This is a genomic window from Escherichia sp. MOD1-EC6819 (genome assembly GCF_002965765.1).
Classification (GTDB): Bacteria; Pseudomonadota; Gammaproteobacteria; order Enterobacterales; family Enterobacteriaceae; genus Escherichia; species Escherichia ruysiae.
Genome location: NZ_PTRG01000005.1, coordinates 217,012 through 240,144, shown reverse-complemented (window position 1 = coordinate 240,144; position 23,133 = coordinate 217,012). Strand labels below are relative to the sequence as shown.

26 protein-coding genes are annotated in these 23,133 nt (G+C 51.5%); 17 read left to right on the top strand and 9 right to left on the bottom strand.

What is annotated here, in order from left to right; all coding sequences use genetic code 11:
- Positions 1-3 precede the first annotated feature (3 nt).
- From rsxA to gstA, 9 genes are all read left to right on the top strand, one after another.
- Complete coding sequence (gene rsxA / locus A7Z06_RS09205; RefSeq protein ID WP_000133182.1) at positions 4-585, top strand: electron transport complex subunit RsxA; 582 nt, start codon at positions 4-6, stop codon at positions 583-585.
- Entirely contained in the window at positions 585-1,163 is a 579-nt protein-coding gene (rsxB, locus tag A7Z06_RS09200) for an electron transport complex subunit RsxB (protein ID WP_000991800.1), read from the top strand. The genes rsxA and rsxB overlap by 1 nt, the downstream gene beginning before the upstream one ends.
- Positions 1,156-3,282 (top strand): electron transport complex subunit RsxC, encoded by a 2,127-nt coding sequence (rsxC, locus tag A7Z06_RS09195; RefSeq protein WP_105279400.1) that lies wholly within the window; start codon positions 1,156-1,158, stop codon positions 3,280-3,282. Before rsxB ends, rsxC begins: the two co-directional genes overlap by 8 nt.
- Positions 3,283-4,341 (top strand): electron transport complex subunit RsxD, encoded by a 1,059-nt coding sequence (gene rsxD, locus A7Z06_RS09190; protein ID WP_000231899.1) that lies wholly within the window; start codon positions 3,283-3,285, stop codon positions 4,339-4,341. It abuts the gene before it with no gap.
- A 3-nt stretch (positions 4,342-4,344) separates the two neighbouring features.
- Entirely contained in the window at positions 4,345-4,965 is a 621-nt protein-coding gene (gene rsxG / locus A7Z06_RS09185; RefSeq protein WP_000920799.1) for an electron transport complex subunit RsxG, read from the top strand.
- A 3-nt stretch (positions 4,966-4,968) separates the two neighbouring features.
- On the top strand, positions 4,969-5,664 hold the full coding sequence (gene rsxE, locus A7Z06_RS09180; protein ID WP_001289640.1) for an electron transport complex subunit RsxE: 696 nt from the start codon (positions 4,969-4,971) through the stop codon (positions 5,662-5,664).
- Complete coding sequence (nth, locus tag A7Z06_RS09175) at positions 5,664-6,299, top strand: endonuclease III (RefSeq protein WP_001030339.1); 636 nt, start codon at positions 5,664-5,666, stop codon at positions 6,297-6,299. The genes rsxE and nth overlap by 1 nt, the downstream gene beginning before the upstream one ends.
- 609 nt (positions 6,300-6,908) lie before the next feature.
- Positions 6,909-8,411, top strand: a complete 1,503-nt coding sequence (dtpA, locus tag A7Z06_RS09165) for a dipeptide/tripeptide permease DtpA (RefSeq protein WP_000100947.1) — start codon at positions 6,909-6,911, stop codon at positions 8,409-8,411.
- Positions 8,412-8,516: 105 nt separating this feature from the next.
- Complete coding sequence (gene gstA / locus A7Z06_RS09160; protein ID WP_000765736.1) at positions 8,517-9,122, top strand: glutathione transferase GstA; 606 nt, start codon at positions 8,517-8,519, stop codon at positions 9,120-9,122.
- 38 nt (positions 9,123-9,160) lie between these two features.
- Here gstA and pdxY read toward each other — a convergent pair whose 3' ends face one another.
- The 5 genes from pdxY to anmK all read right to left on the bottom strand — a co-directional run bounded on the left by pdxY (position 9,161) and on the right by anmK (position 13,735).
- Complete coding sequence (gene pdxY, locus A7Z06_RS09155) at positions 9,161-10,021, bottom strand: pyridoxal kinase PdxY (protein WP_000789746.1); 861 nt, start codon at positions 10,019-10,021, stop codon at positions 9,161-9,163.
- A gap of 60 nt (positions 10,022-10,081) precedes the next feature.
- The gene (tyrS, locus tag A7Z06_RS09150) at positions 10,082-11,356 is read right to left on the bottom strand and encodes a tyrosine--tRNA ligase (RefSeq protein ID WP_001516333.1); all 1,275 of its coding nucleotides are present in this window, start codon (positions 11,354-11,356) and stop codon (positions 10,082-10,084) included.
- A gap of 128 nt (positions 11,357-11,484) precedes the next feature.
- The gene (gene pdxH, locus A7Z06_RS09145; protein WP_001282324.1) at positions 11,485-12,141 is read right to left on the bottom strand and encodes a pyridoxamine 5'-phosphate oxidase; all 657 of its coding nucleotides are present in this window, start codon (positions 12,139-12,141) and stop codon (positions 11,485-11,487) included.
- A 58-nt stretch (positions 12,142-12,199) separates the two neighbouring features.
- Positions 12,200-12,523, bottom strand: coding sequence for a C-type lysozyme inhibitor (mliC, locus tag A7Z06_RS09140; protein WP_000734947.1), 324 nt, complete (start codon positions 12,521-12,523; stop codon positions 12,200-12,202).
- A gap of 90 nt (positions 12,524-12,613) precedes the next feature.
- Positions 12,614-13,735: an anhydro-N-acetylmuramic acid kinase gene (anmK, locus tag A7Z06_RS09135; RefSeq protein WP_000835034.1), complete on the bottom strand. Its 1,122-nt coding sequence runs from the start codon at positions 13,733-13,735 to the stop codon at positions 12,614-12,616.
- Between the two features lie 274 nt (positions 13,736-14,009).
- Between anmK and slyB the strand changes: the two genes are divergently transcribed.
- Positions 14,010-14,477, top strand: a complete 468-nt coding sequence (slyB, locus tag A7Z06_RS09130; RefSeq protein WP_000597203.1) for an outer membrane lipoprotein SlyB — start codon at positions 14,010-14,012, stop codon at positions 14,475-14,477.
- A 46-nt stretch (positions 14,478-14,523) separates the two neighbouring features.
- Here slyB and slyA read toward each other — a convergent pair whose 3' ends face one another.
- Positions 14,524-14,958, bottom strand: a complete 435-nt coding sequence (gene slyA, locus A7Z06_RS09125; protein WP_016158207.1) for a transcriptional regulator SlyA — start codon at positions 14,956-14,958, stop codon at positions 14,524-14,526.
- A 200-nt stretch (positions 14,959-15,158) separates the two neighbouring features.
- Between slyA and A7Z06_RS09120 the strand changes: the two genes are divergently transcribed.
- From A7Z06_RS09120 to A7Z06_RS09110, 3 genes are read left to right on the top strand one after another with little or no spacing between them, the layout of a single operon-like run.
- Positions 15,159-15,395 carry a DUF1656 domain-containing protein gene (locus tag A7Z06_RS09120; RefSeq protein ID WP_000671001.1) on the top strand — a complete coding sequence of 79 codons (237 nt, stop codon included), beginning with the start codon at positions 15,159-15,161 and terminating at the stop codon, positions 15,393-15,395.
- A gap of 2 nt (positions 15,396-15,397) precedes the next feature.
- Complete coding sequence (locus A7Z06_RS09115) at positions 15,398-16,255, top strand: efflux RND transporter periplasmic adaptor subunit (RefSeq protein WP_010346022.1); 858 nt, start codon at positions 15,398-15,400, stop codon at positions 16,253-16,255.
- Positions 16,255-18,267 carry an FUSC family protein gene (locus A7Z06_RS09110; protein ID WP_000994243.1) on the top strand — a complete coding sequence of 671 codons (2,013 nt, stop codon included), beginning with the start codon at positions 16,255-16,257 and terminating at the stop codon, positions 18,265-18,267. Before A7Z06_RS09115 ends, A7Z06_RS09110 begins: the two co-directional genes overlap by 1 nt.
- Here A7Z06_RS09110 and sodC read toward each other — a convergent pair whose 3' ends face one another.
- The 3 genes from sodC to A7Z06_RS09095 all read right to left on the bottom strand — a co-directional run bounded on the left by sodC (position 18,268) and on the right by A7Z06_RS09095 (position 20,053).
- Positions 18,268-18,789, bottom strand: a complete 522-nt coding sequence (sodC, locus tag A7Z06_RS09105) for a superoxide dismutase [Cu-Zn] SodC (protein ID WP_000819796.1) — start codon at positions 18,787-18,789, stop codon at positions 18,268-18,270.
- Between the two features lie 79 nt (positions 18,790-18,868).
- Entirely contained in the window at positions 18,869-19,765 is an 897-nt protein-coding gene (locus A7Z06_RS09100) for an aldo/keto reductase (protein ID WP_000250650.1), read from the bottom strand.
- Between the two features lie 48 nt (positions 19,766-19,813).
- Complete coding sequence (locus A7Z06_RS09095; RefSeq protein WP_032225257.1) at positions 19,814-20,053, bottom strand: DUF1289 domain-containing protein; 240 nt, start codon at positions 20,051-20,053, stop codon at positions 19,814-19,816.
- A 102-nt stretch (positions 20,054-20,155) separates the two neighbouring features.
- Between A7Z06_RS09095 and nemR the strand changes: the two genes are divergently transcribed.
- The 4 genes from nemR (at position 20,156) to rnt (ending at position 23,128) form a co-directional block, all read left to right on the top strand.
- The gene (gene nemR, locus A7Z06_RS09090; protein WP_001032924.1) at positions 20,156-20,755 is read left to right on the top strand and encodes a DNA-binding transcriptional regulator NemR; all 600 of its coding nucleotides are present in this window, start codon (positions 20,156-20,158) and stop codon (positions 20,753-20,755) included.
- Positions 20,756-20,792: 37 nt separating this feature from the next.
- Complete coding sequence (gene nemA, locus A7Z06_RS09085) at positions 20,793-21,890, top strand: N-ethylmaleimide reductase (protein WP_000093630.1); 1,098 nt, start codon at positions 20,793-20,795, stop codon at positions 21,888-21,890.
- A gap of 80 nt (positions 21,891-21,970) precedes the next feature.
- Positions 21,971-22,378 (top strand): lactoylglutathione lyase, encoded by a 408-nt coding sequence (gloA, locus tag A7Z06_RS09080; RefSeq protein WP_001237802.1) that lies wholly within the window; start codon positions 21,971-21,973, stop codon positions 22,376-22,378.
- 102 nt (positions 22,379-22,480) lie between these two features.
- Positions 22,481-23,128 carry a ribonuclease T gene (rnt, locus tag A7Z06_RS09075; RefSeq protein ID WP_001282285.1) on the top strand — a complete coding sequence of 216 codons (648 nt, stop codon included), beginning with the start codon at positions 22,481-22,483 and terminating at the stop codon, positions 23,126-23,128.
- The last annotated feature ends 5 nt before the right edge of the window (positions 23,129-23,133 follow it).

Below are 23,133 nucleotides of genomic sequence, written 5' to 3'. Positions count from 1 at the left end.
AAAATGACTGACTACCTGTTACTGTTTGTCGGAACTGTACTGGTCAATAACTTTGTACTGGTCAAGTTTCTGGGGCTTTGCCCGTTTATGGGCGTTTCCAAAAAGCTGGAAACCGCAATGGGCATGGGGCTGGCAACAACATTTGTGATGACGCTGGCGTCTATTTGCGCCTGGCTTATCGACACGTGGATTTTGATCCCGCTCGATCTGATTTACCTGCGCACCCTGGCCTTTATTCTGGTGATTGCTGTGGTCGTGCAGTTCACCGAGATGGTGGTACGTAAAACCAGCCCGGTGCTTTACCGACTGCTGGGGATTTTTCTACCGCTTATCACCACCAACTGTGCGGTGCTCGGCGTGGCATTGCTGAATATCAATCTCGGACACAATTTCTTGCAGTCGGCACTGTACGGTTTTTCTGCTGCTGTCGGCTTCTCGCTGGTGATGGTGCTTTTCGCCGCCATTCGCGAACGCCTTGCTGTGGCTAATGTCCCGGCACCTTTTCGCGGTAATGCCATTGCTCTCATTACCGCAGGTCTTATGTCTCTGGCCTTTATGGGCTTTAGTGGTTTGGTGAAGTTGTAATGAATGCTATCTGGATTGCCGTTGCCGCCGTGAGCCTGCTGGGTCTGGCGTTTGGCGCCATTCTGGGTTATGCCTCCCGCCGTTTTGCGGTGGAAGACGATCCGGTCGTTGAGAAAATTGACGAAATCTTACCGCAGAGCCAGTGTGGGCAGTGCGGTTATCCTGGCTGTCGCCCCTATGCCGAAGCCATCAGCTGTAACGGTGAAAAAATCAACCGCTGCGCCCCTGGCGGCGAAGCTGTAATGCTAAAAATTGCCGAACTGCTTAATGTCGAGCCGCAGCCGCTGGATGGCGATGCGCAAGAGTTGACGCCTGCGCGGATGGTGGCGGTTATTGATGAAAATAACTGTATTGGCTGCACCAAGTGCATTCAGGCGTGTCCGGTAGACGCCATCGTTGGCGCTACCCGTGCCATGCATACGGTAATGAGTGAGCTCTGTACGGGCTGCAATTTATGCGTTGACCCGTGCCCGACGCACTGCATCTCGTTGCAACCGGTCGCAGAAACGCCTGACTCCTGGAAATGGGATCTGAACACCATTCCCGTGCGCATTATTCCCGTGGAACACCATGCTTAAGTTATTCTCTGCATTCAAAAAAAATAAAATCTGGGATTTCAACGGCGGCATCCATCCACCGGAGATGAAAACCCAGTCCAACGGTACTCCCCTGCGCCAGGTTCCACTGGCGCAGCGTTTTGTCATTCCACTGAAACAGCATATTGGCGCTGAAGGTGAGCTGTGCGTTAGCGTCGGCGATAAAGTATTGCGCGGCCAGCCGCTTACCCATGGTCGCGGTAAAATGCTGCCAGTTCACGCGCCAACGTCTGGCATTGTTACGGCTATTGCGCCCCATTCTACGGCTCATCCTTCAGCCTTAGCTGAATTAAGCGTGATTATTGATGCCGATGGTGAAGATTGCTGGTTCCCACGTGACGGCTGGACCGATTACCGCTCACGCAGCCGGGAAGAATTAATTGAACGCATTCATCAGTTTGGCGTCGCCGGGCTGGGTGGTGCGGGCTTCCCGACAGGCGTTAAATTACAGGGCGGCGGCGATAAAATCGAAACCTTGATTATTAATGCAGCCGAGTGCGAACCGTATATTACCGCCGATGACCGTCTGATGCAGGATTGCGCAGCTCAGGTGGTGGAAGGCATTCGCATTCTTGCGCATATCTTACAGCCGCGCGAAATTCTTATCGGTATTGAAGATAACAAACCGCAGGCGATTTCCATGCTTCGCGCGGTGCTGGCGGATTCCCACGATATTTCTCTGCGGGTGATTCCAACCAAATATCCTTCCGGCGGCGCCAAACAGTTAACGTACATCCTGACCGGAAAACAAGTGCCGCACGGCGGTCGCTCGTCGGATATCGGCGTGTTAATGCAAAACGTTGGCACGGCTTACGCAGTAAAACGCGCAGTAATCGATGGTGAACCGATTACCGAGCGCGTGGTGACGCTGACCGGCGAAGCGATTGCACGTCCAGGCAACGTCTGGGCGCGTCTGGGTACGCCGGTGCGTCATTTATTGAACGATGCCGGATTCTGCCCTTCTGCCGATCAAATGGTGATTATGGGCGGCCCGCTGATGGGCTTTACCTTACCGTGGCTGGATGTACCGGTAGTCAAAATCACCAACTGCCTGTTAGCTCCGTCCGCCAGTGAGCTGGGCGAACCGCAGGAAGAACAAAGCTGCATCCGCTGTAGCGCCTGTGCCGATGCCTGCCCTGCGGATCTTTTGCCGCAGCAGTTGTACTGGTTCAGCAAAGGTCAACAGCACGACAAAGCCACCACGCATAACATTACCGACTGCATTGAATGCGGTGCCTGCGCGTGGGTTTGCCCGAGTAATATTCCCCTGGTGCAATATTTCCGTCAGGAAAAAGCCGAGATTGCCGCCATTCGTCAGGAAGAGAAACGCGCCGCAGAAGCTAAAGCGCGTTTTGAAGCTCGTCAGGCACGCCTGGAACGCGAAAAAGCGGCGCGTCTTGAACGACATAAGAGCGCAGCAGTCCAACCGGCAGCCAAAGACAAAGATGCGGTTGCTGCCGCACTGGCACGTGTGAAAGAAAAACAAGCTCAGGCCACGCAACCGATTGTGATTAAAGCGGGTGAACGCCCGGATAACAGCGCGATTATTGCGGCACGGGAAGCCCGTAAAGCACAAGCCAGAGCAAAACAGGCAGAATTGCAGCAAACTAACGACACCGCAACAGTTGCTGATCCACGTAAAGCAGCAGTAGAAGCCGCAATTGCTCGAGCTAAAGCACGCAAGCTGGAACAGCAACCTGCTAACGAATTGCCGCAGGAACAGGTTGACCCGCGCAAAGCCGCTGTCGAAGCTGCTATCGCCCGCGCTAAAGCACGCAAGCTGGAGCAGCAGCAGACAAACGCAGAACCAGAAGAACAGGTTGACCCGCGCAAAGCCGCTGTCGAAGCTGCTATCGCCCGTGCCAAAGCACGCAAACTGGAACAGCAGCAGGCAAACGCAGAACCAGAAGAACAGGTTGACCCGCGCAAGGCCGCCGTTGAAGCTGCTATCGCCCGCGCCAAAGCACGCAAGCTGGAGCAGCAGCAGGCAAACGCAGAACCAGAAGAACAGGTTGACCCGCGCAAAGCGGCAGTTGCTGCGGCTATCGCCCGCGTTCAGGCCAAAAAAGCCGCTCAGCAAAAGGTTGTAAACGAGGACTAAATGGTATTCAGAATAGCTAGCTCCCCTTATACCCATAACCAGCGCCAGACATCGCGCATTATGTTGCTGGTACTGATCGCAGCCGTGCCCGGAATCGCTGCGCAACTTTGGTTTTTTGGCTGGGGTACTCTCGTTCAGATCCTCCTGGCGTCGGTCAGTGCACTTTTAGCCGAAGCTCTTGTGCTGAAACTGCGCAAACAGCCTGTTTCCACAACCTTAAAAGATAATTCGGCGCTTTTAACAGGGCTGTTACTCGCCGTAAGTATTCCGCCCCTCGCACCATGGTGGATGGTCGTGCTGGGTACGGTGTTTGCGGTGATCATCGCTAAACAGTTGTACGGCGGTCTGGGGCAAAACCCGTTTAACCCGGCGATGATTGGCTATGTGGTCTTACTGATCTCCTTCCCGGTGCAGATGACCAGCTGGCTGCCACCGCATGAAATTGCGGTCAACATCCCTGGCTTCATCGACGCCATACAGGTTATCTTCAGCGGTCATACTGCCAGCGGCGGTGATATGAACACGCTACGCTTAGGTATTGATGGCATTAGCCAGGCAACGCCACTGGATACGTTCAAAACTTCTGTCCGCGCCGGTCATTCGGTTGAGCAGATTATGCAGTATCCGATCTACAGCGGTATTCTGGCGGGTGCTGGTTGGCAATGGGTAAACCTCACCTGGCTGATTGGCGGCGTGTGGTTGCTATGGCAGAAAGCGATTCGCTGGCATATTCCGGTCAGCTTCTTAGTAACGCTGGCGTTATGCGCAACGTTGGGCTGGTTGTTCTCACCAGAAACACTGGCAGCACCGCAAATTCATCTGCTGTCTGGAGCAACCATGCTCGGCGCATTCTTTATTTTGACTGACCCGGTTACCGCTTCTACGACCAATCGTGGTCGTCTTATTTTCGGCGCGCTGGCGGGCTTATTAGTCTGGTTGATCCGCAGTTTCGGCGGCTATCCTGACGGCGTGGCTTTTGCCGTCCTGCTGGCGAACATCACGGTTCCTCTGATCGATTACTACACGCGTCCGCGCGTCTACGGCCATCGCAAAGGGTAAACCATGCTGAAAACTATCCGAAAACACGGCATTACGTTGGCGCTATTTGCAGCGGGTTCAACAGGGTTAACTGCGGCCATCAACCAGATGACCAAAACGACGATTGCTGAACAGGCCAGTCTGCAACAAAAGGCGTTATTTGATCAGGTGCTGCCAGCCGAACGCTATAACAATGCGCTGGCACAGAGTTGCTATCTGGTCACTGCGCCAGAGTTAGGTAAAGGTGAGCATCGGGTTTACATCGCCAAACAGGATGACAAACCGGTAGCCGCCGTTCTGGAAACAACCGCGCCAGATGGCTATTCCGGAGCGATTCAGCTGCTGGTGGGAGCCGATTTTAACGGCACGGTACTTGGCACACGCGTGACAGAGCACCACGAAACGCCAGGGCTTGGCGATAAAATCGAACTGCGCCTTTCTGACTGGATCACCCATTTTGCGGGTAAAAAAATCAGTGGTGCGGATGATGCGCACTGGGCGGTGAAGAAAGATGGTGGTGATTTCGACCAGTTCACCGGCGCGACGATTACTCCCCGCGCGGTGGTTAATGCGGTAAAACGCGCCGGATTGTACGCTCAGACGTTACCGTCACAACTTTCTCAACTTCCTGCCTGTGGAGAATAAAGCGTGAGCGAAATTAAAGACGTTATTGTTCAGGGGTTGTGGAAGAACAACTCCGCACTGGTTCAGTTGCTTGGCCTCTGCCCACTGCTGGCGGTCACGTCCACTGCCACCAACGCTCTGGGTTTAGGGCTTGCGACGACACTGGTGCTGACGCTTACCAACCTGACTATCTCGACGCTGCGTCACTGGACGCCAGCTGAGATCCGTATCCCCATTTACGTCATGATCATCGCCTCGGTGGTCAGCGCCGTACAGATGCTGATCAACGCCTACGCCTTCGGCCTGTATCAATCGTTAGGGATTTTTATTCCACTGATTGTCACTAACTGTATCGTTGTGGGTCGCGCTGAAGCCTTCGCCGCCAAAAAAGGTCCGGCGCTTTCGGCTCTTGATGGTTTTTCGATAGGCATGGGCGCAACCTGCGCAATGTTCGTGCTGGGTTCACTACGCGAAATCATCGGCAACGGAACGTTGTTTGACGGTGCCGATGCGCTGTTGGGTAACTGGGCAAAAGTATTGCGGGTGGAGATCTTCCACACTGATTCCCCTTTCCTGCTGGCAATGTTACCACCAGGCGCATTTATTGGTCTGGGACTGATGCTGGCAGTGAAATATCTGATTGATGAAAAAATGAAAAAGCGCCGCGCTGAAGCAATCGCCGAACGCGGCTTGCCGAACGGTGAAACAGGGAATGTCTGATGAACAAAGCAAAACGCCTGGAGATCCTCACACGTCTGCGTGAGAACAATCCTCACCCCACAACCGAGCTTAATTTCAGTTCGCCTTTTGAATTGCTGATTGCCGTACTGCTTTCCGCTCAGGCCACCGATGTCAGCGTTAATAAGGCGACGGCGAAGCTCTACCCGGTGGCTAATACGCCTGCGGCAATGCTCGAACTGGGTGTTGAAGGCGTAAAAACGTATATCAAAACTATTGGGTTATATAACAGCAAAGCGGAAAATATCATTAAGACCTGCCGTATCTTACTGGAACAGCATAATGGCGAAGTTCCGGAAGATCGCGCGGCGCTGGAGGCCTTACCCGGCGTTGGACGTAAAACAGCTAACGTGGTGTTGAATACCGCTTTCGGTTGGCCGACCATCGCTGTAGATACCCACATTTTCCGGGTCTGCAACCGCACCCAATTTGCGCCAGGAAAAAATGTCGAGCAGGTTGAGGAAAAATTGCTGAAAGTGGTTCCGGCAGAATTTAAAGTCGATTGCCACCACTGGTTAATCCTTCATGGGCGTTATACCTGCATTGCCCGCAAGCCGCGCTGTGGCTCCTGCATTATTGAAGATCTTTGTGAATACAAAGAGAAAGTTGACATCTGACACAAATAGATGGTGGCGTCTACCCATTCATTACCTTTCCTTATCTTCTTCAAAAACATCCCTCTAACGTTAATGATGCCGCCTCGCTGCGGCATCATCAGGCAATCCGTTTGTGAATAACCAAAAATGCAGGTTAATTGTTTTTTTAATAGCGAAATTTTCTATCTATTCGTGATCAAGATCACACTGATACTGAAATGTAAAAAGAATGCATTTTAAAAGTTAAATTTGACAAAGCATTGATTCAATCCGTCCTGAAACCTACAAAACATTACACTGGCTATTTTTCAGATAATGGACTATCCCACTACATAAAACACCTTATAGCAGAACATATCGCCAAACTGGAATTATTACCCTGTCTCAGTAGTGAAAAAATCTGCCTTTACGTTTTTTGAAAAATTTAACGCTGGATAACATTTCCCGGAGCCGATGAATTCTCCACGTCAGTTATATGTAACAGATTATTACAAAGGACTTGTCTGAAAGTGCAAGATAGTGAACATTACCTGCCGTTTCCCCTCCCACTATAACAATTGCGCGTATGTTTTTTAGACATCACGCGAGAAAGCACCCCCGTTAATATGGGATGTAAAAAAAGAGGTAAAAGTGTCCACTGCAAACCAAAAACCAACAGAAAGCGTCAGTTTGAACGCTTTCAAACAACCGAAGGCGTTCTATCTCATCTTCTCGATTGAGTTATGGGAACGTTTTGGTTATTACGGCCTACAAGGAATTATGGCTGTCTACCTGGTTAAACAACTGGGTATGTCTGAAGCGGATTCAATCACCCTTTTCTCTTCCTTTAGCGCCCTGGTTTATGGTCTGGTCGCTATCGGCGGCTGGTTAGGTGACAAGGTACTGGGTACTAAACGCGTTATTATGCTTGGTGCTATTGTACTGGCCATTGGTTATGCGCTGGTTGCATGGTCTGGCCACGACGCCGGTATCGTCTATATGGGTATGGCGGCTATTGCCGTAGGTAACGGCCTGTTTAAAGCCAACCCGTCTTCGCTGCTCTCTACTTGCTATGAGAAAAACGACCCGCGTCTGGACGGTGCATTTACCATGTACTACATGTCCGTCAACATCGGTTCTTTCTTCTCTATGATTGCAACCCCATGGCTGGCTGCCAAATATGGCTGGAGCGTCGCGTTCGCCCTTAGCGTAGTAGGTCTGTTAATCACTATCGTTAACTTCGCCTTCTGCCAACGCTGGGTTAAGCAGTACGGCTCAAAACCTGACTTTGAACCAGTCAACTACCGTAACCTGCTGCTGACCATTATTGGTGTTGTAGCCCTGATCGCAGTTGCAACCTGGCTGCTGCACAACCAGGAAGTAGCACGTATGGCGCTGGGCGTTGTTGCCCTGGGTATCGTGGTTATCTTCGGTAAAGAAGCGTTCGCCATGAAAGGTGCTGCGCGTCGTAAAATGATCGTCGCCTTCATCCTGATGCTTGAAGCAATCATCTTCTTCGTGCTGTACAGCCAGATGCCGACGTCGCTGAACTTCTTTGCGATTCGTAACGTTGAACACACTATTCTTGGTCTGGCCGTCGAGCCAGAGCAGTATCAGGCGCTGAACCCATTCTGGATCATCATTGGTAGCCCGATTCTGGCCGCTATCTATAACAAGATGGGCGATACCCTGCCGATGCCGACCAAGTTTGCAATCGGTATGGTGATGTGTTCTGGTGCGTTCCTGATCCTGCCGCTGGGTGCGAAATTCGCGTCTGACGCCGGTATCGTTTCTGTAAGCTGGCTGGTAGCTAGCTACGGCCTGCAGAGTATCGGTGAACTGATGATCTCTGGTCTGGGTCTGGCGATGGTTGCACAGCTCGTTCCGCAGCGTCTGATGGGCTTCATTATGGGTAGCTGGTTCCTGACCACTGCCGGTGCAAACCTGATTGGTGGTTATGTTGCGGGTATGATGGCTGTTCCGGATAACGTAACCGATCCGCTGATGTCGCTGGAAGTGTATGGTCGCGTGTTCTTGCAGATTGGTGTCGCCACTGCCGTTATTGCTGTGCTGATGCTGCTGACCGCGCCGAAACTGCATCGCATGACCCAGGACGATGCTGCAGACAAAGCGGCGAAAGCTGCCGTAGCGTAAATTTCAGGGAAACTCTTTTACAAGCCGCTAACTTTTCGTTAGCGGCTTTTTTTTTGTTCAGCAACGCACTACCATACTTTAAACCACAGCCAAAAGGAGTTACCGATGAAACTGTTCTACAAACCGGGCGCCTGCTCTCTTGCTTCCCATATCACCCTGCGTGAGAGCGGAAAGGACTTTACGCTCGTCAGTGTGGATTTGATGAAAAAACGTCTCGAGAACGGTGATGATTACTTTGCCATTAACCCTAAGGGACAGGTTCCTGCGTTGCTACTGGACGATGGTACTTTGCTGACGGAAGGCGTAGCAATTATGCAGTATCTTGCTGACAGTGTTCCCGACCGCCAGTTGCTGGCATCGGTAAACAGTATTTCTCGCTATAAAACCATCGAATGGCTGAACTATATCGCCACCGAATTGCATAAAGGGTTCACACCACTGTTCCGCCCGGATACCCCGGAAGAGTATAAACAGGCTGCCCGTGCACAACTGGAGAAAAAGCTGCAGTATGTTAACGACGCGCTGAAAGATGAGCACTGGATCTGCGGGCAACGTTTCACCATCGCTGACGCCTATCTGTTTACGGTTCTGCGCTGGGCATACGCGGTGAAACTGAATCTGGAGGGTTTAGAGCACATTGCAGCCTTTATGCAGCGTATGACTGAAAGACCGGCGGTGAAAGCTGCGTTGACGGCGGAAGGCTTGCAGTAATCGTCATCGGCCCACAGGAAGCTGTGGGCCGAGGTATTTCAGAGCTTCGTTGCGCTGAAATAGTGTTCCGGTTTGGCTATACGATCTTGCGCGGCAACCACCTGCAGTTCATATTCCTGCATTGCTTTGGTGGTTACCATAATTTCGTATACTGCCGCCGTCACGTGTTCCAGTGCCTCCTGCAGCGTTGCCCCCTGCAACAATTTCACCAGCAGTAAACCGCTCGTCACATCACCAACACCTACCGGCTGGCGCATACCGAAATCGACCAGCGGACGGCTGATATGCCAGGCTTCATCAGCAGTAACCAGCAGCATTTCAAAACGTTCGCGGCTGTAGCCCGCACGTGCAAGGTGTTTAACCAATACGATTTGTGGCCCTTGCGCAATAAGCTCACGCGCAGCGTTAACGGCCTCTTCGACGTTATGTACTGGATGTTCACAAAGAATTTCCAGCTCGACCAGATTCGGCGCGATGATATCGCTGGCTGGCATACCGTGACGGACATGAAATTCCGCCACGCCTGGCGCAACGATGCAACCTTTTTCCGGGTGCCCCATTACGGGATCGCAAAAATATTTCGCTTGTGGATTCGCCGCTTTTATCTGACGGACAATACCGAGGATATGTTCGCCCTGCTCCGCCGATCCCAGATAACCACTGAGTACGGCATCACAGGTGTGTAATTTATCAATGGCGGCAATGCCCTGCACAATTTCGGTTAAATGGCTGGGCGGCATCACACAGCCAGTCCATTTGCCGTATTGAGTATGATTAGAAAATTGAACGGTATTCAGCGGCCAGACATTCGCGCCCAGACGGCGCATCGGAAACTCTGCCGCACTGTTACCCGCATGACCATAAACAACGTGAGACTGGATAGCGAGAATATTTTTCATTGTGCTCCCTGTATAAAAATCAGGGGAGTGATTTCTCACTCCCCCTTTCCACTTAGTGCATTATTTCCAGCAAATCAGACAGTAATTCTTTTTGCCGCGACGCAGTAAGGTATAACGACCAAACAGGCGATCTTCTTCTTTAAAGAAGTATTCAGGATCGGACTGTTTTTCACCGTTAATGGTGATGGCATTGGAGGCGATAGTTTTACGCGCCTGACCACGGGACGGTTGCAGTTCAGAATCGACCAGCGCCTGCATCAGATCAGCGCCTTTTTCCATCTCAACCATCGGTACGCCGTCCTGCGCCAGCTGTTCAAAGTCCGCTTCGCTAAGCGCACTCAAGGAACCGCTGAACAGACATTCGGTAATACGTTTCGCGGCTTGCAAACCTTCTTCACCGTGAACCAGACGCGTCACCTGCTCCGCCAGCACATACTGGGCGCGCGGTGCTTTGCCGCTGTTTTTATCTTCTTCTTCCAGGGCGTTGATCTCTTCAATGCTCATGAAAGTGAAGAACTTCAGGAAGCGGTAAACGTCGGCATCAGCGGTGTTGATCCAGAACTGGTAGAACTTGTACGGACTGGTCTTCTTCGGATCCAGCCATACTGCGCCGCCTTCAGTTTTACCAAATTTGGTGCCGTCAGCCTTGGTGATCAGCGGAACGGTCAGGCCAAACACCTGATTCTGATGCAGGCGACGGGTCAGATCGATACCAGAGGTGATGTTACCCCACTGGTCAGAACCGCCAATCTGCAACGTAACACCATACTGTTTATTCAGACAGGCAAAGTCATAGCCCTGCAACAGGTTGTAAGAAAACTCGGTGAACGAAATACCCTGATCTTCACGGTTGAGACGCTGCTTAACCGCTTCTTTGTTGATCATCTGGTTAACGGAGAAGTGCTTACCGATATCGCGCAGGAAAGTCAGCACATTCATATTGCCGAACCAGTCATAGTTGTTCGCGGCGATAGCAGAGTTTTCTCCACAGTCGAAATCGAGGAACGGGGCAACCTGCTTGCGGATTTTGTCCACCCACTCCTGAACAGTTTCTTCGGTGTTCAGCTTACGCTCGGCAGCTTTGAAGCTTGGGTCGCCAATCAGACCTGTCGCGCCGCCTACCAGCGCAACCGGCTTGTGGCCCGCCTGCTGGAAGCGTTTCAGGCATAACAATGGAACAAGATGCCCCAAATGCAAGCTGTCAGCGGTAGGGTCGAAGCCGCAATAGAGCGCGATCGGGCCTTGCGCCAGTCGCTCTGCTAACGCTTCTTCGTCCGTCACCTGGGCCACCAGCCCCCGCTCTTGCAATTGTTTAATCAAGTTACTGCTTGCCATCAAAATCTCCATGTATATAACGACTGCACCTTTGCCGGTACACGACTTTTCGCCAGATGCGAAAGAGACATAGAATAAAGTGCCGGAATCAGGAGTGCCAGCGATTAAAGCAAGATTTTTGCATCTTTTCAGGGTGCGAGACGATCGATTTTCCACGCCTCATTTTCACGCTGGTACAAAAAGCGGTCATGCAGACGATGCTCACCGCCCTGCCAGAACTCAACCTGCTCAAGACTTACGCGGAAACCGCCCCAGAAACTCGGTAAAGGGACATCGCCCTGCTGAAACTTCTGCTTCAGCTCAAGAAATTTGCTCTCAAGGATCCCTCGCGCAGAGATACGGCTGGACTGCTTAGATACCCACGCGCCAATCTGGCTATCGCGCGGACGACTATGAAAATATTTCATCACTTCGAGAGTCGAAAGACGCTCCGCTTTACCGGTCACCATTACCTGGCGCTCAAGAGTATGCCACGGGAAAAGCAGGCTAACGCGCGGGTTATTTTCGATTTGATGCGCTTTGCGACTGCCGAGATTGGTGTAAAACACCATTCCTTTTTCGTCGTAATGTTTGAGTAACACGATGCGCTGATAAGGCTGACCATGTTCATCAACGGTTGCGACGACCATCGCGGTGGGGTCAACCAGCTTGGCTTCACAGGCCTGGGAGAGCCAGCGTTCAAAAAGGGTTAAAGGATCGGCGGGAAGATCGCGGCGGCGTAAACCGCCTTTGGTGTATTCACGGCGCAGATGCGCGATTTGCTGCAATTCGTCGTTATCAGACATGGTTTTCTTTACGGATTGTCAGTGGGTGACGCTATTGTGCGCCGCCCCTGGAAAAATCTCAACGCTGCGGATTTTGTAACTGACAGTTATTCAAGACGATGCGGTCACGCTTATAGACCGTTGCCTCATCACCTTTTGACCAGAAAACATAAATGCCATCGGTATAACGTGCGCCAGAGGCTGAAATTCCCTGTTTAAGGTGAATTAATTGATTGTCGTAGACAAAACTGACTTCCTGACGCGGATTATTCAGTTTTACCGTCAACGGTTTTTCATCACACTGGTATTCCAGCGTATCAGTTTGCATACGTTCAACCAGTTGATTAAACGCGCCACAGCCAGTGAGAAGCACCGGCAAACAGATCAGTAACAGTTTTTTCATAAACACATCCCGAAGACTTTCCTGGTCCGGAGAGCAAAACGCTCTCCTCAACTTCCAAGTGTAACGGCAGACGCAGTAGGAAAAATTCAGTTAACTCTGATATCGCGGGTTTGCAGGGAAAATTGCGCCCAGCACCGTCGCCTCGCTTGCGCCGGTGACCGAAGGCAGGTTGCCGGGTAGCCCCGCCAGCGTCCGCCAGGCAAGCCACGCGAAGGCCAATGCTTCCATGTCATCACCACTAATGCCGACGGCGTCAGTGGTGGTCACTTCGGTTCCTGGCAGCAAGGCAGCAAGTCGCGTCATCACCAATGGATTACGGCTTCCGCCACCACAGACCATCAAACGATCGCAGCCGCCACTCAATAATACCTGTTCAGAAATGGTCACGGCAGTAAGTTCCGCCAGCGTCGCCTGGACATCGCGCGCATCAACACCCGGGAAATGGCGCAAATGCCGTTCCAGCCAACCGTAGTTAAAGTATTCGCGTCCGGTGCTTTTCGGCGCGGATTGGGAAAAATACGCATCACTAAGCATATTCTGCAACAGTGGCAAAATAACTTTACCCGCTCGCGCCCACTCAGCGTCTTTATCGTAAGGTTTCCCGGCCTGACGCCAGATCCACGCATCCATCAACATGTTACCTGGACCGGTATCGTATCCCCCCACCGGCTGCCCTGGAATCAACAACGACAAATTGGCGATACCACCAATGTTGAGAACCATTCGCCGCTCTGTCGGATGAGCCAGCAATGCGTGATGAAACGCTGGCACCAGCGGCGCACCCTGACCACCTAAGGCGATATCGCGACGGCGAAAATCACCAACGACAGTAATTCCAGTGCGCGCCACAATTTGATTGTTATCACCAATCTGTAGAGTATGCGGTGCAACGCCAGTAGGTTCGTGCCAGACAGTCTGTCCGTGACACCCGATGGCGACGATATCTTTTGGCTGCAAATTTTCTTGCTTGAGCAGTGCGTTAACGGCATCGGCAAACAAACGACCAAGTTGAGTATCCAGTTGACCGAACTGAGAAAGCGTAAGCTGCTGCCCCTGACAAATATCCAGTACTGCTTGTTTAAGTGATGGGGGAATCGGCCAGCTCAAACTTGCCAACTGCGCCACCCTGTGTTCATCGATAGTCGCCAGTACAACATCGACACCATCCAGGCTAGTACCTGACATTACGCCAATAAAGCGGCCTGATTTCATAGTTCATCCTTTTTCAACCTGTCGTTTGCGCTCCACTCAAACACAAACCTCTCACGAATTCCATGCATGAGCGCCGATTTTTACCATTACCAGGAAAACATTATATTCATATCAATAATTACTATGAATGTTTTGTTTATACTTGGTTAACCGTATTCTAATTATGATTCCATCATGTTTTAGTGGAACATGTAATCATAGTTATACCAATGCCATTTACTTTGGCCATGAGGGATGCTTGTGAGGCGTTTCATGGTAATCAGGAGATTTTTCAATGATTAAGCGCGTACTGGTTGTATCAATGGTAGGTCTGTCTCTTGTCGGTTGTGTTAATAACGATACCCTTTCTGGCGATGTCTATACCGCCTCTGAAGCGAAGCAAGTGCAGAATGTCAGCTATGGCACAATCGTTAATGTACGACAGGTACAAATTCAGGGCGGTGATGATTCCAACGTTATCGGCGCAATTGGCGGTGCGGTTCTCGGTGGCTTCCTTGGGAATACCGTTGGTGGCGGAACTGGGCGTTCTCTGGCAACTGCGGCAGGCGCTATCGCAGGTGGCGTAGCGGGTCAGGGCGTGCAGAGCGCAATGAACAAAACTCAGGGTGTGGAGTTGGAAATTCGTAAAGATGATGGCAACACCATTATGGTGGTACAGAAACAGGGCAATACCCACTTCTCTCCGGGACAACGTGTTATCCTGGCCAGCAACGGTAGCCAGGTGACTGTCTCTCCGCGCTAAATAAGTTGACGTGTGGTCAGGTCACTGACCACACGCCTTCTTCATTTCACCCTTTGGCCTGCAGCTCAGTAATATTATGCTCAAGTTTTGCAATGAGCTTAATCAACTGTTCTACTTCCTCTGCGGAAATTCCATGCAATATTTCCGCCCGGGTTTTGTTAATAACCGCTTCCATTTCGCTAATCAGCGGCTCCGCTTTTTCCGTCAGTTTAATACGTTTAGCCCGACGATCGCTGGCGCAAGTTTGACGCGAAATTAACCCTTTTTCTTCCAGTTGGTCCAGCGTACGAACCAGTGAAGGCTGCTCAATGCCGATCGCTTTTGCCAGTTGAATTTGCGACTGGTCTGGAGGTAACTGATGGATATTGTGCAACGTTACCCAATGGGTTTGCGTTAACTCCAGCGGTTTCAGGCGATGGTCTATCAGAGCACGCCATATGCGCACCAACCGTGCCAGATCAGAACCTAGTGGCGATTCCAATTTCATCTCCTTATAATTAGCTTGCTAAGATATTATACAGCTTTTAGAATAGTGTGCAGCAATTGTATTGCTAAAACAAATGTATTGCTGCATTTGCTTACCGTCAGACATGCTTTTCAGAAATTGCGCGTAACTTTTTCGCACTTAAAGAATATTTATTAATCTAACGCAATATATTCGGTCGTAAAGGAATCTATTTTGTGAAGTTTATGCTTAATGCAACGGGATTGCCCTTACAAGATCTGGTGTTCGGTGCGTCCGTCTATTTTCCTCCGTTTTTCAAAGCGTTCGCGCTTGGATTTGTCCTCTGGCTTGTTATACACCGCCTGCTTCGCGGCTGGATCTACGCCGGTGACATCTGGCATCCCTTGTTAATGGATTTATCGCTGTTTGCGATTTGCGTTTGCCTTGCTCTGGCAATACTGATTGCGTGGTAACTATGTCAATTAAAACAATTAAGTATTTCTCAACAATTATTGTAGCGGTTGTTGCGATTCTTGCCGGATGGTGGCTATGGAACTATTACATGCAGTCACCGTGGACACGCGACGGAAAAATACGCGCAGAACAGGTTTCTATCACGCCTCAGGTGTCTGGACGTATTGTTGCGATGAATATAAAAGACAACCAGTTGGTTAATGCTGGTGATATTTTACTCACCATCGATAAAACGCCCTTCCAGATAGCCGAACTGAACGCCCAGGCTCAGTTAACGAAAGCGCAATCTGACCTCGCCAAAGCCAATAACGAAGCTAATCGTCGCCGTCATCTCTCACATAATTTTATCTCTGCCGAAGAGCTGGATACCGCTAACCTCAATGTTAAAGCGATGCAGGCCAGTGTTGATGCCGCACAGGCGACGCTTGAACAGGCACAATGGCAACTGGCGCAAACGGAAATTCGCGCTCCGGTGAGTGGATGGGTAACTAATCTCACTACCCGCATCGGCGACTACGCCGACACCGGAAAACCCCTGTTTGCCCTGGTGGATAGCCATTCGTTTTACGTCATTGGTTATTTTGAAGAAACCAAATTGCGCCATATCCACGACGGTGCACCAGCACAAATTACGCTCTATAGCGACAACAAAACGTTACAGGGTCACGTTTCCAGTATCGGTCGGGCGATTTATGATCAGAGCATTGAAAGTGATTCCAGCCTGATTCCGGATGTGAAACCTAACGTCCCCTGGGTGCGTCTCGCCCAACGCGTTCCCGTCCGCTTTGCTCTGGATAATGTTCCCAGCGATGTCACGCTGGTATCCGGTACAACATGTAGCATCGCCGTAGGTCAATAATGAACGCATCGTTATGGTCCTTGCGCAATTTGCCCTGGTGCAGGGCCTCGCTGGCGCAATGGCGTTATGCGTTACGCAATACCATTGCCATGTGCCTGGCGCTGACGGTTGCCTATTATTTAAATCTCGATGAACCCTACTGGGCGATGACCTCGGCTGCGGTGGTAAGCTTTCCCACCGTTGGCGGTGTCATCAGCAAAAGTCTCGGACGCATCGCTGGTAGTTTGCTGGGAGCCATCGCGGCACTGATTCTTGCCGGGCATACGCTTAACGAGCCGTGGTTTTTTCTATTGAGCATGTCGGCGTGGCTTGGCTTTTGTACCTGGGCTTGCGCGCACTTCACGAATAACGTGGCGTATGCCTTCCAACTGGCGGGCTACACTGCGGCCATTATCGCCTTTCCGATGGTCAATATCACGGAAGCAAGCCAGTTATGGGATATCGCTCAGGCACGCGTTTGCGAAGTCATCGTCGGTATTCTCTGCGGTGGCATGATGATGATGATCCTGCCGAGTAGCTCCGACGCCACTGCGCTTTTAACCGCGTTGAAAAACATGCATGCCCGTTTACTGGAACATGCCAGCTTGCTCTGGCAGCCTGAAACAACCGATGCCATTCGCACAGCACATGAAGGGATTATTGGGCAAATATTAACCATGAATTTGCTGCGCATTCAGGCGTTCTGGAGTCACTATCGCTTCCGCCAGCAAAATGCACGCCTGAATGCGCTACTCCACCAGCAATTACGCATGACCAGCGTCATCTCCAGCCTGCGACGTATGTTGCTCAACTGGTCATCAACGCCCGCCGCCACACGTGAAATTCTCGAACAGTTGCTGACGGCGCTTGCCAGTTCGCAAACTGATTTTTACACCGTCGCACGTATCATTGCCCCACTGCGCCCAACCAACTTAGCCGACTATCGGCACGTCGCCTTCTGGCAGCGACTACGCTATTTTTGCCGCCTTTATCTGCAAAGCAGTCAGGAACTACATCGTCTGCAAAGCGGTACAGATGATCGTGCCAGACTCCCACGAACAGCCGGCCTGGCACGTCATACCGATAACGCCGAAGCTATGTGGAGTGGACTGCGCACATTTTGTACGTTGATGATAATTGGCGCATGGAGTATTACCTCGCAATGGGATGCCGGTGCCAATGCATTAACACTGGCAGCAATTAGCTGCGTACTCTACTCCGCCGTCGCGGCACCGTTTAAGTCACTGTCGCTACTTATGCGCACGCTGGTATTACTTTCGCTATTTAGCTTTGTGGTTAAGTTTGGTCTGATGGTTCAGATTAGCGACCTGTGGCAATTTTTGCTGTTTCTCTTCCCGCTGCTGACGACGATGCAACTTCTCAAATTACAGATGCCAAAATTTGCCGCGTTGTGGGGACAACTGATCGTATTTATGGGTTCGTTCATCGCTGTCACTAATCCCCCGGTGTATGATTTTGCTGACTTTCTTAACGATAATCTGGCGAAAATTGTTGGCGTGGCACTGGCGTGGTTAGCGTTCGCCATTCTGCGACCTGGATCTGATGCCCGTAAAAGTCGTCGTCATATTCGCGCACTGCGCCGGGATTTTGTCGACCAACTAAGCCGCCATCCAACCCTGAGTGAAAGCGAATTTGAATCGCTCACTTATCACCACGTTAGTCAGTTGAGCAACAGCCAGGATGCACTGGCTCGCCGTTGGTTATTACGCTGGGGCGTGGTGCTGCTGAACTGTTCACATGTTGTCTGGCAATTGCGGGACTGGGAATCGCGTTCCGATCCGTTATCGCGAGTGCGGGATAACTGTATTTTTCTGTTGCGGGAAGTAATGAATGAGCGTGGCGTTCAGCAAAAATCACTGGCGGCCACACTTGAAGAATTACAGCGGATATGCGACAGCCTTGCCCACCATCATCAACCCGCAGCCCGTGAGCTGGCGGCGATTGTCTGGCGTCTGTACTGCTCGCTTTCGCAACTTGAGCAAGCGCCGCCGCAAGGTACGCTGACCTCTTAATTACTTAATGACACCACAGGCATAGCGTTCACCGCCACCGCCCAGCAGTTTTGGTTGATCGGACATATTATCGCCGCCAACGTGGATCATCAGCGCCTTGTCTTTGATTTCATCAAGTGATTTCAGACGAGGCGCGATGACGGCATCGGTTGCTTTACCGTCATTGTTAACCACCAGTGCCGGCAGATCGCCTAAGTGTCCTGCACCTTCTGGCCCTTCATGCTTACCAGTATTTTGTGGATCAAGATGCCCGCCTGCGGATTCTGCGGCGCTGGCTTTGCCATCTTTCATTGCTGGCTGGCAGCTTCCTTTGGCATGAATATGGAAGCCATGCTCACCGGGTGGTAATGCTTTCAGATCGGGTGAAAACTCCAGACCTTTATCGGTTTCAGTAATTGTTACACTACCGATTGACTGCCCAACCCCTTGCGACGTGACGAGGTTCATCTCGACTTTTTCACTGGCAGCTTGTGCGCCGGTTGCAACAACCAGCGCCAGAATGGCCAGACTAAAACGTTTCATAGGACCTCCGTTCAATGTGCATACCCGTTAAGTGTAAACCAGTGACACATATTTGAACGGCGGCTATTCCTAAAAGTGTTTACGGTACGTCGTAACCCAGTGCCGCTTTACGGATACGGAACCATTGTTGGCGGGTCATTTTCAATGTTTCCGCTTCGACAGCAGCCCGCACGCGCTCAATTTTACCGGAGCCGATAATCGGCAGCGGCTGCGATGGCAGACGCAATATCCAGGCATAAACCACCTGCTCGATAGAGCCCGCGTTTAATTCTTCCGCCACCACAGCAAGTTCATCACGTAGCGGCCTGAAATAATCATCATTAAACAGACGACCACCGCCAAGACAAGACCAGGCCATCGGGCGAATACGCAGTTGTTGCAGTTGGTCGAGCGTGCCATCCAGCAGTAACGGCTGATGCACCGGGGATATTTCCACCTGATTAGTGGCAAGGGTAAACGGCAAGCGCGATTGCAACAGCGCAAATTGCGCAGGCGTGAAGTTGGAGACGCCAAAATGGCGTACTTTTCCGCTCTGATGCAAATGTTTAAACGCATCTGCCACTTCATCGGCATCCATTAGCGGGTCGGGGCGATGGATCAGCAGCAGATCCAGATGATCGGTCGCAAGATTAATCAGCGACTGTTCGGCGCTCTTAATGATGTGGTCGCGGTCAGTGATGTAATGACCAATGACGTTTTCTTCACGCGCGGTCGTCGCGATACCGCATTTACTGACGATTTCCATCCGTTCACGCAGGTGAGGCGCCAGTTTCAACGCCTCGCCAAACGCCGCTTCGCACTGATAGCCACCATAAATATCAGCGTGATCCACAGTAGTCACGCCGAGATCCAGATGCTCTTCAATAAAACTGACTAACTGGCGGGCGGACATATTCCAGTCCATCAATCGCCAGTAGCCCATCACAAAACGGGAAAACTCCGGGCCTTGCGGCGCAATAGTAATACGCTGAACCATAATCGCTTCCTCTTATCAGATATGAGAGGAGTATACGCAAGATTAGGCTCAAAAGAGTGATGGTTGCTCAGGTTCGTCTGATGGCGCTGGCTTATTCGCGCGTAATTTACGCATAAGTCGTTGCCGACAAAGGCGCAACACTTCTTGTTTTTCGCCATCGCTCATTTTATTCCAGTTAAAACGCTCATCCCGGCTACGATAACAGCCACGGCAAAATCCGCGTTCATCGGACTGGCAAATTCCCCGGCACGGGCTCTGGACGGGAAAGAACTCTAATTGCTCCGCCACTTCGCCCTCCTAAGATAAGATTATTACCACTATTGAAGCTGTTAATGCCCAAAGTAGCAACTTTACTTGCACTAGACCGACCGGTCTACTACACTCGAATACATGAACAAACACACCGAACATGATACTCGCGAACACCTCCTGGCTACGGGTGAGCAGCTTTGCCTGCAACGTGGATTCACCGGGATGGGATTAAGCGAGTTACTGAAAATCGCTGAAGTGCCGAAAGGGTCGTTCTATCACTACTTTCGCTCTAAAGAAGCGTTTGGCGTTGCCATGCTTGAGCGTCATTACGCGGCGTATCACCTGCGACTAGCGGAGTTGCTGCAATCCGGCGAAGGTAACTACCGCGACCGCATACTGGCTTATTACCAGCAGACACTTAACCAGTTTAGCCAGCATGGAACTATCAGCGGATGCCTGACAGTAAAGCTCTCTGCCGAAGTGTGCGATCTGTCAGAAGATATGCGCAGCGCGATGGATAAAGGCGCTCGTGGCGTGATCGCCCTGCTCTCTCAGGCACTGGAAAATGGCCGTGCCAGCCACTGTTTAACCTTTTGTGGTGAACCGCTACAACAAGCGCAAGTACTTTACGCGCTGTGGCTGGGCGCCAATCTGCAGGCCAAAATTTTGCGCAGTTCCGGGCCGCTGGAAAACGCGCTAACACATGTAAAAACCATTATTGCGACGCCTGCCGTTTAGCAGGCATTTTTTCATCACCAGACGACCGGGAGCCTTTATGTCATCTGAAAAACTGTATTCCCCACTGCAAGTGGGCGCGATCACGGCGGCAAACCGTATTTTTATGGCCCCTCTGACACGTCTGCGCAGCATTGAGCCGGGTGACATCCCTACTCCGTTGATGGCGGAATACTATCGCCAACGTGCCAGTGCCGGCTTGATTATTAGCGAAGCCACTCAAGTTTCCGCTCAGGCAAAAGGGTATGCGGGCGCACCTGGTATTCATAGCCCGGAGCAAATCGCGGCATGGAAAAAAATCACCGCTGGTGTTCATGCTGAAAATGGTCATATCGCCGTACAGCTTTGGCATACGGGGCGCATTTCTCACGCCAGCCTGCAACCTGGCGGCCAGGCTCCGGTAGCACCTTCGGCACTTAGTGCGGGAACGCGTACTTCTCTGCGCGATGAAAATGGTCAGGCGATCCGCGTCGAGACATCTATGCCGCGTGCACTGGAGCTGAAAGAGATTCCGGGGATCGTCAATGATTTCCGTCAGGCCATTGCTAACGCGCGTGAAGCCGGTTTTGATCTGGTAGAGCTTCACTCTGCTCACGGTTATTTACTGCATCAGTTCCTGTCGCCTTCTTCAAACCATCGTACCGATCAGTACGGCGGTAGCGTGGAAAATCGCGCTCGTCTGGTACTGGAAGTTGTTGATGCCGGGATTGAAGAATGGGGTGCCGATCGCATTGGCATTCGCGTTTCGCCAATCGGTACTTTCCAGAATACGGATAACGGCCCGAATGAAGAAGCCGATGCACTGTATCTGATTGAACAACTGGGCAAACGCGGCATTGCTTATCTGCATATGTCCGAACCTGACTGGGCAGGCGGCAAACCATATACCGAGGCTTTCCGCGAAAAAGTACGCGCCCGTTTCCACGGCCCGATTATCGGGGCTGGTGCATATACGGTAGAAAAAGCGGAAACGCTGATCGGCAAAGGGTTAATTGATGCGGTGGCATTTGGTCGCGACTGGATTGCGAATCCGGATCTGGTCGCTCGCCTGCAGCGCAAAGCCGAACTTAACCCACAGCGTGCCGAAAGTTTCTACGGCGGCGGCGCAGAAGGTTATACCGATTACCCTACGCTGTGATCTAACATTGCGAGCGGCGCAAAGCCGCCGCTATACTAAAACAACATTTTGAATCTGTTAGCCATTTTGAGGATATAAAGATGCGTCTTCTTCACACCATGCTGCGCGTTGGCGATCTGCAACGCTCCATCGATTTTTATACCAACGTGCTGGGCATGAAACTGCTGCGTACCAGCGAAAACCCGGAATATAAATACTCACTGGCGTTTGTTGGCTACGGCCCGGAAACCGAAGAAGCGGTGATTGAGCTGACCTATAACTGGGGCGTGGATAAATACGAACTCGGCACCGCTTATGGTCACATCGCCCTTAGCGTTGATAACGCCGCTGAAGCGTGCGAAAAAATCCGTCAGAACGGCGGTAACGTGACCCGTGAAGCCGGTCCGGTAAAAGGCGGTACTACGGTTATCGCATTTGTGGAAGATCCGGACGGTTATAAAATTGAATTGATCGAAGAGAAAGACGCCGGTCGCGGTCTGGGCAACTAATCTCCTGCCGGGCGTGCACTCATCACGCCCGCATCTTTACTGCATCGGCAAGTAATATTTGTCATAATGCGCGCTGCAATTTATCCGTATTAAGAGAATCAGATGTCCGATAACGCTCAACTTACCGGTCTGTGCGACCGTTTTCGTGGTTTTTATCCTGTTGTGATCGATGTTGAAACAGCCGGATTTAACGCCAAAACCGATGCGCTGCTTGAGATTGCCGCCATCACCCTGAAAATGGATGAACAAGGCTGGCTGATGCCGGACACCACATTACATTTCCACGTCGAGCCGTTTGTCGGCGCTAATTTGCAACCAGAAGCCCTCGCCTTCAACGGCATTGACCCGAACGATCCCGATCGTGGCGCGGTCAGTGAATACGAGGCACTGCATGAGATTTTCAAAGTTGTACGTAAAGGCATTAAAGCGAGCGGCTGTAACCGTGCCATTATGGTGGCGCACAACGCCAATTTCGACCACAGCTTTATGATGGCCGCCGCAGAACGCGCCTCACTGAAACGTAACCCGTTCCACCCTTTCGCCACTTTTGACACTGCTGCACTGGCCGGGCTGGCGCTCGGACAAACCGTATTATCAAAAGCCTGCCAGACCGCTGGCATGGAGTTTGACAGCACTCAGGCACACTCCGCGCTGTACGATACCGAACGCACCGCTGTGCTGTTTTGTGAAATCGTCAACCGCTGGAAACGGCTGGGAGGTTGGCCGCTGCCTGCCGCCGAAGAGGTGTAATCGAG